At 72.7% G+C, this 13,531-nt stretch carries 14 protein-coding genes; 3 read left to right on the forward strand and 11 right to left on the reverse strand.

Translation table 11 applies throughout. The features are described 5' to 3' along the window. From LZ495_RS25360 to rimP, 4 genes are all read right to left on the reverse strand, one after another. On the reverse strand, positions 1-301 hold a 301-nt coding region (locus LZ495_RS25360; protein ID WP_235055195.1), incomplete at its 3' end, for a translation initiation factor IF-2 N-terminal domain-containing protein. 97 nt (positions 302-398) lie between these two features. Beyond that, positions 399-758: a YlxR family protein gene (locus LZ495_RS25365; RefSeq protein WP_235055196.1), complete on the reverse strand. Its 360-nt coding sequence runs from the start codon at positions 756-758 to the stop codon at positions 399-401. 9 nt (positions 759-767) lie between these two features. After that, the gene (nusA, locus tag LZ495_RS25370; protein ID WP_235055197.1) at positions 768-1,790 is read right to left on the reverse strand and encodes a transcription termination factor NusA; all 1,023 of its coding nucleotides are present in this window, start codon (positions 1,788-1,790) and stop codon (positions 768-770) included. Between the two features lie 3 nt (positions 1,791-1,793). Further along, the gene (gene rimP, locus LZ495_RS25375; RefSeq protein WP_235055198.1) at positions 1,794-2,339 is read right to left on the reverse strand and encodes a ribosome maturation factor RimP; all 546 of its coding nucleotides are present in this window, start codon (positions 2,337-2,339) and stop codon (positions 1,794-1,796) included. A 218-nt stretch (positions 2,340-2,557) separates the two neighbouring features. Between rimP and LZ495_RS25380 the strand changes: the two genes are divergently transcribed. The 3 genes from LZ495_RS25380 to LZ495_RS25390 all read left to right on the forward strand — a co-directional run bounded on the left by LZ495_RS25380 (position 2,558) and on the right by LZ495_RS25390 (position 4,546). Further along, a complete protein-coding gene (locus tag LZ495_RS25380) occupies positions 2,558-3,046 on the forward strand; it encodes a hypothetical protein (protein WP_235055199.1) in 489 nt (162 codons plus the stop codon). A 79-nt stretch (positions 3,047-3,125) separates the two neighbouring features. Next, entirely contained in the window at positions 3,126-3,635 is a 510-nt protein-coding gene (locus LZ495_RS25385; protein ID WP_235055200.1) for a ferritin-like domain-containing protein, read from the forward strand. After that, positions 3,632-4,546: an aminoglycoside phosphotransferase family protein gene (locus LZ495_RS25390; RefSeq protein WP_235055201.1), complete on the forward strand. Its 915-nt coding sequence runs from the start codon at positions 3,632-3,634 to the stop codon at positions 4,544-4,546. Before LZ495_RS25385 ends, LZ495_RS25390 begins: the two co-directional genes overlap by 4 nt. Before the next feature lie 21 nt (positions 4,547-4,567). On the opposite strand, the gene LZ495_RS25395 is transcribed toward LZ495_RS25390, so the two are convergent. From LZ495_RS25395 to dxr, 7 genes are all read right to left on the reverse strand, one after another. Further along, positions 4,568-5,101 carry a GNAT family N-acetyltransferase gene (locus LZ495_RS25395; RefSeq protein WP_235055202.1) on the reverse strand — a complete coding sequence of 178 codons (534 nt, stop codon included), beginning with the start codon at positions 5,099-5,101 and terminating at the stop codon, positions 4,568-4,570. Positions 5,102-5,123: 22 nt separating this feature from the next. Further along, positions 5,124-5,927: a GNAT family N-acetyltransferase gene (locus LZ495_RS25400; RefSeq protein ID WP_268823361.1), complete on the reverse strand. Its 804-nt coding sequence runs from the start codon at positions 5,925-5,927 to the stop codon at positions 5,124-5,126. 67 nt (positions 5,928-5,994) lie between these two features. After that, positions 5,995-7,614 (reverse strand): alpha/beta hydrolase, encoded by a 1,620-nt coding sequence (locus tag LZ495_RS25405; protein ID WP_235055204.1) that lies wholly within the window; start codon positions 7,612-7,614, stop codon positions 5,995-5,997. Next, positions 7,614-9,131, reverse strand: a complete 1,518-nt coding sequence (locus LZ495_RS25410) for an alpha/beta hydrolase (RefSeq protein ID WP_235055205.1) — start codon at positions 9,129-9,131, stop codon at positions 7,614-7,616. The genes LZ495_RS25405 and LZ495_RS25410 overlap by 1 nt, the downstream gene beginning before the upstream one ends. A 296-nt stretch (positions 9,132-9,427) precedes the next feature. After that, the gene (gene ispG, locus LZ495_RS25415) at positions 9,428-10,588 is read right to left on the reverse strand and encodes a flavodoxin-dependent (E)-4-hydroxy-3-methylbut-2-enyl-diphosphate synthase (RefSeq protein WP_235055206.1); all 1,161 of its coding nucleotides are present in this window, start codon (positions 10,586-10,588) and stop codon (positions 9,428-9,430) included. Between the two features lie 246 nt (positions 10,589-10,834). Further along, positions 10,835-12,136 carry a M50 family metallopeptidase gene (locus LZ495_RS25420; RefSeq protein WP_235055207.1) on the reverse strand — a complete coding sequence of 434 codons (1,302 nt, stop codon included), beginning with the start codon at positions 12,134-12,136 and terminating at the stop codon, positions 10,835-10,837. Further along, a complete protein-coding gene (gene dxr, locus LZ495_RS25425; RefSeq protein ID WP_235055208.1) occupies positions 12,133-13,401 on the reverse strand; it encodes a 1-deoxy-D-xylulose-5-phosphate reductoisomerase in 1,269 nt (422 codons plus the stop codon). Before dxr ends, LZ495_RS25420 begins: the two co-directional genes overlap by 4 nt. Positions 13,402-13,531: the final 130 nt, after the last annotated feature.

Genomic DNA, 13,531 nt, shown 5'->3' on the forward strand with positions numbered 1-13,531 from the left:
CGGGCGTGGGAGTACCGCCGGCCGGGCGCGGGCCCGGACGAGCGGCGGTGGAGGGGGCGCCGGCCGGAGCCGCGCCGGGCGTCGCAGCCGGCGCCGCGGGGGCGGCGGGCTTGCGCGCTGCGGGACGTGCGGAGGGTCCGCCGTCCTTCTTGAATGCGTCAGTCAACTTGCGTACGACCGGCGCCTCGATCGTCGAGGACGCCGAACGGACGAACTCACCGAGTTCTGTGAGCTTGGCCATGACGACCTTGCTCTCGACTCCGAACTCTTTCGCGAGCTCGTATACCCGGACCTTTGCCACGTCGCTCCTTCTGGTCCGGGGTGGTCGTCCGCCGGACCGTCGCTACCGCATGTACGTACTCATCGCGTACTCATCGAGTGCTCATCGCAATCTCGACCTACTTCCAACTCGCGAGGTACTGCTGTTCCGATCCTTGGTCCCGTACTTCCGGGACCACCAACGCGCGCACACGGTCCATTTCCAGTGGCCCCGTCACGCGCAACGCCCGCGGGAATGCCTTACGGCGTTCCGCGAGGGCAAGACAGTCCGGGTCAGGGTGCACATGCGCACCACGCCCGGTCAGGGTGCCGCGCGGGTCGGGGACGCATACGCCCTCGACTGCCACGATCCGCACCAGGTCGGCCTTGGCGGCGCGGGCCCTGCATCCGACACATGTGCGCACCGGTCCCGCCGTCACCGGCGGTGCCTGTTGCTTATGTGAAGGAGGGCATGCTTGACCCCGCGTCCGACCAGACATCGATTAAGTCTACCGCTCCCCGCCCGCACGCGGCTCGGGCGTTCCGCCCCCGCCGCTGCCGGAGCCGCCCTCGGTGTCCGGGCGGATGTCGATCCGCCACCCGGTCAGCCGGGCCGCGAGCCGGGCATTCTGGCCTTCCTTGCCGATCGCCAGCGACAGCTGGTAGTCCGGCACGGTGACCCGGGCGGAGCGGGCCGCGAGGTCCACGATCTCCACATGACTCACCCGTGCGGGGGACAGCGCGTTGGCGACCATCGCGGCCGGGTCGTCCGACCAGTCCACGATGTCGATCTTCTCGCCGTGCAGTTCGGCCATGACCGCGCGCACCCGGGCGCCCATCGGGCCGATGCACGCGCCCTTGGCGTTGAGCCCGGGGCGCGTCGAGTGCACCGCCATCTTGGTGCGGTGCCCGGCCTCGCGGGCGATCGCGGCGATCTCGACGGAGCCGTCGGCGATCTCCGGGACCTCCAGCGCGAAGAGCTTGCGCACCAGGTTGGGGTGGGTGCGCGAGAGGCCGATCGACGGGCCCTTGGGGCCGCGCCGGACGGTCACGACGTATGCGCGCAGGCGCAGGCCGTGCTCGTAGCGCTCGCCCGGGACCTGCTCGGCGTGCGGCAGGATCGCCTCGACCTTGCCGAGGTCGACCATGACGTTGCGGGGGTCCTTGCCCTGCTGCACGACGCCCGAGACGATGTCGCCCTCGCGGCCGGCGTACTCGCCGAAGGTGACCTCCTCCTCGGCGTCCCGCAGGCGCTGCAGAATCACCTGTTTGGCGGTGGTCGCCGCGATGCGCCCGAAGTCGTGCGGGGTGTCGTCGTACTCGCGCACCTTGGCGCCCGAGTCGTCGGTCTCGGTCGCCCAGACCGTCACGTGGCCGGTGGCCTTGTCGAGCTCCACCCGGGCCCGCGGCTGGCTGCCCGGCGTGTGGTGGTACGCCGTGAGCAGTGCCGACTCGATCGCCTCGACCAGGCGGTCGAACTTGATTTCCTTCTCGCGCTCGAGCCCGCGCAGGGCGCTCATGTCGATGTCCACGTCCTACGCCTCCTCGTCCATGTCGTCGTCCGCGCCGACGGTGTCGTCTGTGTCGTCGACGTCCTCGGCCTCGTCGTCCGCGGGATCCGCGTTCTTGCGGTTGAACTCCACTTGCACCACGGCCTTGGCGACCTCGTCGTAGGCCACCCGCCGGGCGGTGCCGTCCACATCCAGGTCCGCGCCGTCGGCGTCCGCACCGGCGACCCGGCCGGTCACCTTGCCGCCCACGGCCAACTGCACCTCGACCAGGCGCCCGGTCGCGCGGCGCCAGTGGCGCTCCGCGGTGAGCGGCCGGTCCACGCCTGCGGTGGTGACCTCGAGGGTGTACGCCATGTTGCCCATGACGTCCGAGCCGTCCAGGGCCTCGGAGACGCTGCGGCTGACCGCCGCGACCGCGTCGAGGTCCACGCCGCCGTCCGCGTCCAGCACGACGCGCAGCACGCGGCGCTTGCCCGCGGGGCTGACCGAGACGTCCTCGAGATCCACTCCTGCGCCCGAGGCGACGGGTTCCAGCAACTCCCGCAGCCGGTCCCTCTGGGTGGTGCTCATCCGGATGACTCCTCGGCTGCGTGTGCTGTTGTCGCGTATCTGCGGGCGGGCCGACCTGTTCCGGCGGCCGCTGAGGTGACAACAGTATCCGGTCCGCAACAGTTCGCGCGCACGCGCGGTCAGCCGCCCGGCCCTGTGCTCGGCGATGCGGTAGCGTCCGACAGGACCCGCTCCTGCCGCGGGTCCACGGGCGGACACGATCAGCGGGAGTCGAAGCAATGCGCGACGCGGGGCCGACGCGCAGGACCGTCCTGGCCGGGCTGGGCGCGTTCGCCGCCCTGGGCCTGGGCGCGACGGCCTGTACCTCGGACGACAGTTCCGGCCGGACTCCGGCGCAGCGCAAGGCGGAGGACGAGATCCGCGGGCGCGCCCAGGACTCCGCTGCCGCCTTGCTGGACCGGTACGACGCGGTGTTCGCCGCGCACCCTGCGCTGGCCGGCGGGCTGCGCCCGTACGCGGACGAGATCGCGCTGCATCTTGCGGCGTTCGGGGGTACGCGCCCCACACCCGCACCCGGCGCTCCGCCGGCCGAGCCGGTGCCCGCCGACGCGCCCGGTGCGCTCGCCGACCTGGCTCGCCGCGAGCAACAGGGCGTGGACGGACGCCTGGTGGACCTGCCCGCGGCCGGCCCCGACCTGGCCCGGCTGCTGGCTTCGGTGGCGGCCGCCCAGTCCGTGCACGTCCGGCAGCTGAGCACCGCCGCATGAACCCACTCTTCGCTCCCCCCGCTCCCCCCGCTCCCCCCGCTGTCCCCGCTGTTCCCGCGCACCCTTCCGGGAGTTCGTCGTGACGACACCCACGCCCGCCGCGCCCTCCGCCGCGGAGAGCGCGCTGCTGAAGGCGCTCCAGGCGGTGCTCGGCGCCGAGCATGCGGCCGTGTACGGGTTCGGCGTGGTCGGGGCGAAGTCGGCCGGTGCGGCGCAGCAGAAGGCGCGTACCTCCTACGACGCGCATCGTGCGCGGCGCGACGAGGTGGAGGCGCTGATCGTCAAGGAGGGCGGGCGGCCGCAGGCCTCGGCGCCGGCGTACACGCTGCCGTTCCCGGTCGAGTCGGCGGCCGACGCGGCCCGGCTGGCGGTGCATCTGGAGGACGGCGTGGCGGCCCATCTGGCCGACCTGGTCGCGGCGGCGAGCGGCGACGGGCGTATTGCGGCGGCGAGGTGGCTGCAGGACACGGCGTTTGCCGGGGTCGCGTGGCGTGGTTCGACGGTCGCGTTCCCCGGTCTCCCGGAGCGCGCCGCGCCGGCCGCCACCGGAACCGGTGCGCCGGCCGGTAGTTCGGGGCAGCCCTCATGACGACACCTGTGGAGGTTCCGGACCGGCTCGTGCGCACCGCGCTGCGCTGGTGCGGCGAGGACGCCCGCCCGTGGCTGGACGCACTGCCGCAGACCGCCGAGGAGTTCCTGGCGCGCTGGGAGCTGACCCCCGAGCGGGCGGTGCTGCCGGGCGGCGCGCTGAGCCTGACGCTGCTGGTCCGCCGCGCGGACGGCACGCCCGCGACGCTCAAGCTCGGCTTCGTGGACCGCTACACCGCGCACGAGGCGGATGCGCTCGCGATATGGGCGGGCCGGGGCGCGGTGCGCCTCATCGACGCCGACGCGGAGCGCGGCGCCCTGCTGCTGGAGCGGCTCAAGCCGGACGTGTCGCTGCGTTCGCTGCCCGAGGACCGGGCGATGCTCGAAGCCGTCGAGGTGCTGCGGCACCTGTGGATCGCCCCGCCCGACGACTGCGCGATAGACCTGGTCGCGGACCGGGCCGGGTACTGGGCCGAGTCGATGCCGCGCCGGTTCGCCGAACTGGACGGCCCGTGCCCCAAGGCGCTGCTGGACGAAGCGGTCGGCCTGTGCCAGGAGTTGGCGGCGTCGCAGCCGCAGGTCGTGGTGCTGCACACCGATTGCCACCACGGGAACGTCCTGGCCGCGGAGCGGTCCAAGTGGCTGGCCATCGACCCGCGGCCGATGCTCGGCGAACAGGCCTTCGACCTGGGGGCGTTGGTCCGCGACCGGCTGGCCACGGTGGTCGCCGAGACGCGCCCGGCGGCGGTCGTGCGGCGCCGCGTCACCTGGCTGGCGAACGCGTTGGAGCTGGACTCCGAGCGGGTGCGCGGCTGGGCGCTGGTGCAGGCGCTCGCGCTGGGGCTGTGGTGCGTGTCGGTGGACGATCCGGCCGGGGAGGACCTGCTGTCGGTCGCGGAGTGGCTGGCCTGACGCAGGCCGCCGGACCGGTGGTCAGTCGACCAGCAGCGGGAGTTCCGCGCCCATGACGCAGTAGGGCCGCGCGTTGCCGGGGAACAGCACCGGGGTGGCCAGGTCGGTGAAGCCGACCCCGTAGTAGAGGCGGCGCGCGGGGGTGTCGTCGTCGACCGCGGACAGCAGGATCCGGGTGCGTTCCTGCCCCTGGCACAGCAGGCTCAGCAGCGTGCGTCCCACGCCCTTGCCCTGCCACTCGGGCAGCACGTGCAATTCGCCCACCACGAAGGCGTCGTCGAGCCAGTCGGCGTGCCCGGTGCGGGCCAGGTAGGGCTCGATGACCAGGCTCCACCACTGGTCCTTGAGGTTCGGGTAGCCGTACCCGAAGCCGACCAGGCGGCCGTCGGGCGCGAAGGCGCCGAGGGCGCGCGATCCGGGGAACTCCGCATGCCGCTGCACTATGCGGCGGCGTACCGCCATCTCGTCGTCGGTGAGCCCGAACGCCCGGGCCTGCACCTCGACCGTCTCGGCGGTGTATGCGGCGAGGTCGATCAGCCGACACGTCCATTCCATGGCCGGGAACGCTACCGCGCGGTCAGAAAAGTACGCTCATGAACGCGCCCGTCTCGGCGAAGCCGACTCTCCGGTACGCGGCACGGGCGGGCAGGTTGTAGCTGTTGACGTAGAGGCTGGCGACCGGGGCGACCTCGCGCAGCGCGTAGCCGAGCACCGCGGCCATGCCGGTCTCGGACAGGCCCTCGCCGCGCCGGTCCGGGGCCACCCAGACGCCCTGGATCTGGCAGGCGCGCGGGGTGACCGCGCCGATCTCCGCCTTGAAGACCACCCGGCCGTCCTCGATGCGGGCGAAGGCGCGGCCGGAGTTGACCAGTTCGGCGACCCGGGCGCGGTAGAGCGCGCCGCCGTCGCCGACCAGCGGGCTGACCCCGACCTCCTCGGTGAACATCGCGACGCAGGCCGGCATGACGATGTCGATCTCGTCGCGCCGGACCCGGCGCACGAGCGGGTCGGCGGCCACCGCCGAGGACGGGCGGGCGGCGACCATGAGGGGCTGGCTGGGGCGTACGTCGCGGGCCGGCCCCCAGGCGGGTTCGAGCAGGCCCCACAGGTTCGCGGCGGCGTCCGCGGGGCCGACGATCGAGGAGCAGCGGCGGCCTTGGCGGCGGGCCCGGTCGGCGAAGGACCTTATGGCCTCGGGGCCGGCTTCGACGGGCACCAGGTTGGCGCCCGCGTAGCAGAGCGATTCCAGGCGGCCGCTCTCGAAGTAGCCCCAGAGTTCGCCGCCGAGGCGCCACGGGTCGGCGCCCGCGAGGTGCACGCGGGACGCCACGAAGACATTGGCCACCGGGTCGCGGTCCAGCAGCTCGAGGACCGAGGGCAGGTCGGTGCCGTCGAGGACTTTGGAGGAAACCGAGCTGAGCACAGGCCTCACCCTGCCATCCGGCGGATCACCCCACCAGAGTACGGACTCCGACGAACCGGCGTTCCTGCGGGCCTCCGGTCCTGCTGTCGGGCTTCGGCGGCGGCAGCGCGGGGCAGGCCCAGTCGTGCGCGGGCAGCGTGCCGCGCACGAGGTACGCGGCGCCGGCGTCGTCCACGCAGTCCCCGCCGCCGACGAACTGGCCGTGGTTGCCGCTGCCCTCGACGGTCAGCATGCGGGCGGACGGCAGCGCGGCGCGCATCCGGGCGGCGCCGATGTACGGGGTGGCCGGGTCGCGGGTGCCCTGGATCAGCATGACCGGCGGCAGCCCGGCGCCGTCGAGGGCGATCGGCGGCGCGGTGTTGCTCTGCAGGTAGAGGCACGCTCCGGCGGCCGCGATGGTGGAGCCCAGGTAACCGTACTCGGCCTTGAGGCGCACGGTGTCGGCCGCGAAGACCGCGGGGTCGGCGGGGGCCGGGGCGTCGGCGCAGGTGACGGCCTGGAAGACCGACTCGAAGTTCTCGTCGTCGGCGGTGGCCGGGCCCTTGAGGTCGCGCAGGGCCGCCGCGTCGCCGCGGGCGGCGTAGGCGGACAGCGCGGCCGACAGCTTGGGCCACTGCCGGTCGGAGTAGAGGTTGGCGATGGTCAGCTGGTCGAACTCGGTGCCGCCGAAGACGCCCGCGCCGGGCTTGGCGGCCAGCGACTCGCGGGCCCGGTCCCAGGAGGCCAGTACGGCGGTACGCGTGCGGCCCAGGCGGTACTGGGCGTCGTGCTGGGCGGTCCAGTCGGCCCAGTCGTGCTGCCGCAGCCAGAAGGCCTTCGCCTGGGCCATGCCCATCCGGTACCAGACCTCGGTCGGGTCGACGAGGCTGTCGAGGAGCATGCGGCGCACCCGGTCGGGGTGCAGTTGGCCGTAGACCGCGCCCAGGTACGACCCGAAGGAGTAGCCGAGGTAGTTGAGCTTCTCCTCGCCGAAGGCCGCCCGTACGAGGTCGAGGTCTCCGGCGATCTGACGGGTGGTGAGGTGCGGCAGCAGTTCGGGGGAATCGGCTTCGCAGCCTTCCGCGAAGACGCGGGCGTCCGCGGTGATCGCGTGCTGGCCCTCGGGTGTGGTGAGGGCGGTGTCCGGCTTGGGGGCGCGGGAGTAGGTGGCGAAGTCGAGGCAGTCCAGGCGGCTGCTGGTGGCGCGGCCGCGCAGGTCGAAGCCGATGACGTCGTACGCGCGGCGCACCGACTCGGGCAGTGCGCGGGCGAAGGCGTTCGCGGATCCGACGGCGGCCGCGCCGGGTCCGCCGAAGTTGAAGACGAGGATGCCCTGGCGTTCCGAGGCCCGGCCGGTCGCGGCGGACCGCGAGACGCCGATGCGGACCGTGCGGGGGTCGTCGGGGCGGGCGTGGTCGAGCGGTGCCCGGACGGTCCCGCAGCGCTCCGCACGCGGCGTGCCGGACGGGCAGCTCCCCCAGGTGACGCCGGGTGCGGGCGGCGCTTCGGGGGCGGTGTCGGGGCCTTCGGGGTCCGCGGCCGCGGTGAGCGAGGCGACGAGGAGGAACGCGGCCCCGGCCACGAGGCCGCGCCTCAGGCCCTTGCCGCGTCTCCGGCCCCGGCTGCGCCGCGGCGTCCTGGTGGTGGCGAAGTCCGGTGCGGTCATTAGCCCCTCCCCTTGGTCCGCGCGTCCGGCTCCGGTTCGTCGCCGCCTTCGCAGGCCCGGTCGCCGGACGGCAAGGTGCCGTCGCGCAAGTAGGCGTGCGCGTACTTGTCGGCGCACTTGTTCGGGTTGAAGACCAGGACGCCGTGGTCGCCCTCGCCGACCACGGTCACCAGGCGCGAGGTGGGCAGCGCCTGCCGCATCGCGGTGCCGCCGACCATCGGGGTGGCGGCGTCGCGGGTGGCCTGGATCAGGAGCACGCCGGGCAGTCCGCGGCCGTCGACGCGGACCGGCTCGCGCGGGGCGAGGGGCCAGAACGCGCAGGGGGCGTTCAGCCACGTGTTGGGCCAGGTGAGGATCGGTGCGGTGCGGTGCAGGGCGTCGGCGTCCCGGTCCCAGACCGCCCAGTCGCGCGGCCACGGGCCGTCGGCGCATTCGACCGCGGTGTAGATCGCGGTGGCGTTCGCCTTGTCCGGGTCGGGCGGTTCGTAGAGCGCGACGAGCGGGGCCGGGTTGCCGGCCAGGTAGTCCCGCATCGCGCGGGCCAGCCCGGGCCAGCGGTCGTTGTCGTACATGGCCCCGCTGGCCAGGTCGTACACCTCGGCGGGCCCGACCAGTCCGCCGGCCGGTGCGCCGCGCACCCCGGCGAGCACGCGGCTCAGCGATGCGTCGACGTCGCGGCCGGCCGGCCCCAGCCGCAGGGTGTCGTCGTGCCGGGCGGCCCAGCCGGTGAAGTCGCGCCAGCGGGCCTGGAAGGCGACGTCCTGGCCGAGGTTGACGCCGTACCAGATGCCTTCGGGGCGGGGGTCGACGATGCTGTCGAGGATCATGCGGTCGACCCGCTGCGGGAACAGGTGGCCGTAGACCGCGCCGAGGTAAGTGCCGTACGACCAGCCGATGTAGCTGATCTTCGGCTCGCCGAGCGCGGCCCGGACCCGGTCGAGGTCGTGCGCGTTGTCGACCGTGCTCAGGTGCGGCAGGAGCGCGCCGGCCCGGGTCGCGCAGCCGTCGGCGTATGCCTTGGCGCGGGCGACGAGGGCCTGCTTGTCGGCTGCGGTGCGCGGCACGGGGTCGGGCTTGGGGGCCTTGTCGAACGTCGCGGTGTCGACGCATTGGATCGGCGAGCTGTGGCCGTTGCCGCGCGGGTCGACGCCGACGACGTCGTAGGCGGCGCGCAGGTCGGCGGGCAGTGCGCGGTGGACGGCGCCGGCCAGCCACATGCCTTGTCCGCCGGGTCCGCCCGGGTTGACCAGGATGGTGCCGCGCTTGGTGCCGGTGGCCTGCGCAAGCGAGACGCCGAGGGTGGTGGTCGGGCCGCCGGGTGCGGCGTGGTCGACCGGTACGTCGAGGGTGCCGCAGCGCATCGCGCGGGACAGGTCCGGCGGGCAGGCGCCCCAGGCGATGCCGGGCGAGACGCGCGGCGGCGGGGCGTCCTGGGCGCTGACGGCAGGCCCGGCCGCGGCGAGGGCGGCCACCACGGCCACGAGTGCGGCACCGGCCGCCGCTCCCCGGTTGATCATGCGTCGCACAGCAGCGCCCCTCCCGACGACTCGCGCCGACGCGGGTAGCGCGTCGCCCTCAGGCCGATGATCGGTACCGATGACCTCGGGTGAAAGGGATCTAACGCACTGTCACCCGCGCGGGACCGGAAAACCCCCGATCGGGTGGCACCGGAAGGCGGATCCGCAGGCGGCCCCCGAGGGCGGGCGGCGGCCCAACAGCGGCGCGGCAGCGGCCGTGCGGACATGCCGCGGCCCCGGCCGGACGGATCCGGGCGGGGCCGAGGAGCGTGCCGGGCGGTGCGCCCCGGCGGAGGTCAGGCGATCGCGTCGACGACGGGGTCGCCGGAGATGATGCCGTCCTTCTGCATCTGCTCGGCGAGGATGAGTGCTTCCTCGATGAGCGTCTCGACGATCTGGGATTCCTTGACGGTCTTGATGATCTCGCCCTTGACGAAGATCTGGCCCTTGCCGTTGCCGGACGCGACGCCGAGGTCGGCCTCGCGGGCCTCGCCGGGGCCGTTCACGACGCAGCCCATGACCGCGACGCGCAGCGGCACCTTGAGGCCGTCCAGGCCCGCGGTGACCTGCTCGGCCAGCTTGTAGACGTCGACCTGGGCGCGGCCGCAGGACGGGCAGGAGACGATCTCCAGGCCGCGCTGGCGCAGGCCGAGCGACTCGAGGATCTGGTTGCCGACCTTGATCTCCTCGACCGGCGGGGCCGAGAGGGAGACGCGGATGGTGTCGCCGATGCCCTGCGAGAGCAGCGCACCGAAGGCGACCGCCGACTTGATGGTGCCCTGGAACGCCGGACCGGCCTCGGTGACACCGAGGTGCAGCGGGTAGTCGCAGCGCTCGGCGAGCAGCCGGTACGCCTCGATCATCACGACCGGGTCGTTGTGCTTGACGCTGATCTTGATGTCCCGGAAGTCGTGCTCCTCGAACAGCGAGCACTCCCACAGCGCGGACTCCACCAGCGCCTCGGGGGTGGCCTTGCCGTGCTTGGCGAGCAGGCGCTTGTCCAGCGAGCCGGCGTTGACGCCGATCCGGATCGGGGTGCCCGCGGCCGCGGCGGCCTTGGCGATCTCGCCGACCTTGTCGTCGAACGCCTTGATGTTGCCGGGGTTGACCCGGACCGCGGCGCAGCCGGCGTCGATCGCGGCGAAGACGTACTTGGGCTGGAAGTGGATGTCCGCGATCACCGGGATCTGCGACTTCCTGGCGATCTGCGGGAGGGCATCGGCGTCGTCCTGGGACGGCACCGCGACGCGCACGATCTGGCAGCCCGACGCGGTCAGCTCGGCGATCTGCTGAAGCGTGGCGTTGACATCCGAGGTCAGCGTGGTGGTCATCGACTGCACCGAGACCGGGGCGTCGCCGCCCACCGGCACGTTGCCGACCATGATCTGCCGCGACTTGCGGCGCGGAGCGATCGGCCGGTTCGGTACGGACGGCATTCCGAGGGTGATCGCGGTCATAGCTGATTCAGTCCCGTGTCGGTCGGACAAAAGATGCGTCGGCTTCCCCGCCGGTGGGGCAAGGAATGGCGGGAAAGCCGATCACCAACGCTACGGCACGTACCGGCTGGCCGTGTAAACGTGCCCGGTAGCGAGCGATTCTGTTGCAGGACCGGCACAGAGCGTTCCGACAATCCTGCGGATGCCGCGGAAAACAGTCGAGTTGGTTGTCCGAATCCGATCGGTTCCCGGGGCATCCGCGCGGGCCTAGGTGACCTTGACCGGGTTGACCACGTCGGCGATGAGCACGAGCACGGTGAAGCCGATGAAGACCACGGCGACCGCGTACGCGACCGGCATGAGCTTGGCCACGTCGAACGGCCCGGGGTCGGGGCGCTTGAAGAGCCGGGCGATACGGCGCCGGACCGATTCCCAGATCGCACCCACCATGTGCCCGCCGTCGAGCGGGAGCAGCGGCAGCATGTTGAACAGGAACAGGCCGATGTTCACCATCGCGAGCAACTGGATGAAGAACACCAGCCGGTGCTCGACGGGCACGTCCGCGGCCATGACCTCGCCGCCGATGCGGGCCGCGCCGACCATGCCGACCGGGGAGTCCTGGTCGCGCTCGTCGCCCTGGAAGGCCGCGCCGAAGAGCGCCGGGACCTTCTGCGGGATGCGCATCAGGCCTTCGATGGACTTGTCCATGTAGAAGACCAGCTCGTCGGCGACGCCGGGCACGTCGAGCGCCTGCATCTCGCTGCGCGGGGTGAAGCCGAGGAAGCCGCTGGTGACGTACTCGCCCTTGACCGGGCGGCCGTCGCCGTCCAGCTTGATCATCTTGTTCTGCGCCACGGTCGGGGTCAGCGTGACGCGCTGCCCGTCCCGCTCGACGACCATCGTGATCTGGCCGCTGCTCTTGCGGATCATCGGCTGGAGTTGCTTGTACGAGGTCACCGGCACGCCGTTGAACTCGACGATGCGGTCGCCGGCCTTGAGCCCGGCGGCCGCGGCGGGGGCCTTCGGGTCGCCGTCGGCGCACTCGGTGCGCTTGCTGTCCGCCGCGAGCACGCAGTCGCTGACCGAGCTGACCTGGGTGGTGGTCTCGCTGACGCCGTACGTCATCCACACGCCGGCCAGGATCGCCACGCCCAGGACCAGGTTCATCGCCGGGCCGGCCAGCATGATGAGGAACTTCTGCCACGGCTTGCGGGTGTAGAACAGCCGCGTCTCGTCGCCGGGGCCGACCTCTTCGTAGGACGCCTCGCGGGCCTCCTCGATCATGCTGCGCCACGGCGAGGTGCTCTTGGCCTTGAGCTTGCCGTCCTTGTCCGGCGGGAACATCCCGATGAGGCGGCAGTAGCCGCCGGCCGGGATGGCCTTGAGGCCGTACTCGGTCTCGCCGATCTTCTTGGACCACAGGGTCTTGCCGAAGCCGACCATGTACTGCGGGACGCGGACCCCGAAGAGCTTGCCCATGGCCAGGTGGCCGGCCTCGTGCCAGGCGATCGAGAACAAGAGCCCGATCACGAACACGACGATGCCCAGCACGGTCATGAACATCGTCATCGGGTTGCTCCCAGCGCGTCGGCGACAAGCTCACGGGCTCGGTGGCGGGCCCACAGTTCGGCTTCGAGGACGTCCTCAAGTGTGAGGCCTTGGCCACCCGCTCCTCGAACATCGTGTTCGCCGAGCACCTGTGCCACTGTGTCGACGATTCCGAGGAAGGGCAGGTTCCCGGCCACGAAGGCGTCCACGCATTCTTCGTTGGCCGCGTTGAAGACCGCGGGCGCGGTGCCGCCGGTCGCGCCGGCCTCGCAGGCCAGGCGTACGGCCGGGAAAGCCTCGTTGTCGAGCGGGTAGAACTCCCAGCTCTGCGCCTTGGTCCAGTCCATCCCGGGGGCGGCGTCCGGCACCCGGTCGGGCCAGCCGATGCCGAGCGCGATGGGCAGGCGCATGTCGGGCGGGCTGGCCTGGGCGAGCGTGGAGCCGTCCACGAACTCGACCATCGAGTGCACGATCGACTGCGGGTGCACGACGACGTCGATGCGGTCGAACGGGATGTCGTAGAGCAGGTGCGCCTCGATGACCTCCAGGCCCTTGTTGACCAGGGTCGCCGAGTTGATGGTGATCACCGGGCCCATATCCCACGTGGGGTGGGCCATCGCCTGCGCGGGGGTGACCTCGGTCAGCTCCTCGCGCGTGCGGCCGCGGAAGGGGCCGCCGCTGGCCGTGACGACGAGGCGCCGGACCTGGTCGTAGCGGCCGCCGCGCAGGCACTGGAACAGCGCGGAGTGCTCGGAGTCGACCGGCACGATCTGGCCGGGCTTGGCGATGGCCTTGACCAGCGGGCCACCGACGATCAGCGACTCCTTGTTGGCCAGCGCGAGGGTGGTGCCGGCCTTGAGCGCGGCGAGCGTCGGGGCGAGGCCGATCGAGCCGGTGATGCCGTTGACGACCACGTCGCACGGGTACGCGGCCAGCTCGGTGGCGGCGTCCGGGCCGGCGAGGATGCGCGGCACCTTGTAGTCGCCGGTGGCGTATCCCCGGCGCTTGGCCTCGGCGTAGAAGGCGAGCTGCAGGTCCTGGGCGGCGGTGGCCTGCGCGACCGCGACGACCTCGACCCCGAGTTCGAGCGCCTGCGCGGCGAGCAGGTCGACGCGGCCGCCGCCCGCGGACAGGCCGACGACCCGGAACAGGTCCGGGTTGGCCTTGACCACGTCGATGGTCTGGGTGCCGATGGAGCCCGTCGAGCCGAGCAGCACGACGTCTCGGCGCGCGGTGGACAGCGCCGGGTCGGAGAACGGGGCGTACGGGTCTGCCAGGGATTCCATCCGCCCATTGTGGCGGTCCCGCCCGTGCTCCCGTCGGACGACCCGGGCACAAGCCGCCGCGCTGCTCGGCCCGCCCCCCCCTGTACCCCGGCGCCCCCGCCGCAGCGCCCCCACCGCGGGCCGCGAGACT

The sequence above is a fragment of the Yinghuangia soli genome (assembly GCF_021502675.1).
In the GTDB taxonomy this organism is placed as follows: Bacteria; Actinomycetota; Actinomycetes; order Streptomycetales; family Streptomycetaceae; genus Yinghuangia; species Yinghuangia soli.

What these genes read in the sequence shown, in the direction of transcription:
- LZ495_RS25365 (WP_235055196.1), bottom strand. Translation starts at nt 758, where the DNA reads ATGTCTGGTCGGACGCGGGGTCAAGCATGCCCTCCTTCACATAAGCAA.
- rimP (WP_235055198.1), bottom strand. Translation starts at nt 2,339, where the DNA reads ATGAGCACCACCCAGAGGGACCGGCTGCGGGAGTTGCTGGAACCCGTC.
- LZ495_RS25380 (WP_235055199.1), top strand. Translation starts at nt 2,558, where the DNA reads ATGCGCGACGCGGGGCCGACGCGCAGGACCGTCCTGGCCGGGCTGGGC.
- LZ495_RS25390 (WP_235055201.1), top strand. Translation starts at nt 3,632, where the DNA reads ATGACGACACCTGTGGAGGTTCCGGACCGGCTCGTGCGCACCGCGCTG.
- LZ495_RS25395 (WP_235055202.1), bottom strand. Translation starts at nt 5,101, where the DNA reads ATGGAATGGACGTGTCGGCTGATCGACCTCGCCGCATACACCGCCGAG.
- LZ495_RS25405 (WP_235055204.1), bottom strand. Translation starts at nt 7,614, where the DNA reads ATGACCGCACCGGACTTCGCCACCACCAGGACGCCGCGGCGCAGCCGG.
- LZ495_RS25410 (WP_235055205.1), bottom strand. Translation starts at nt 9,131, where the DNA reads ATGATCAACCGGGGAGCGGCGGCCGGTGCCGCACTCGTGGCCGTGGTG.
- ispG (WP_235055206.1), bottom strand. Translation starts at nt 10,588, where the DNA reads ATGACCGCGATCACCCTCGGAATGCCGTCCGTACCGAACCGGCCGATC.
- LZ495_RS25420 (WP_235055207.1), bottom strand. Translation starts at nt 12,136, where the DNA reads ATGACGATGTTCATGACCGTGCTGGGCATCGTCGTGTTCGTGATCGGG.
- dxr (WP_235055208.1), bottom strand. Translation starts at nt 13,401, where the DNA reads ATGGAATCCCTGGCAGACCCGTACGCCCCGTTCTCCGACCCGGCGCTG.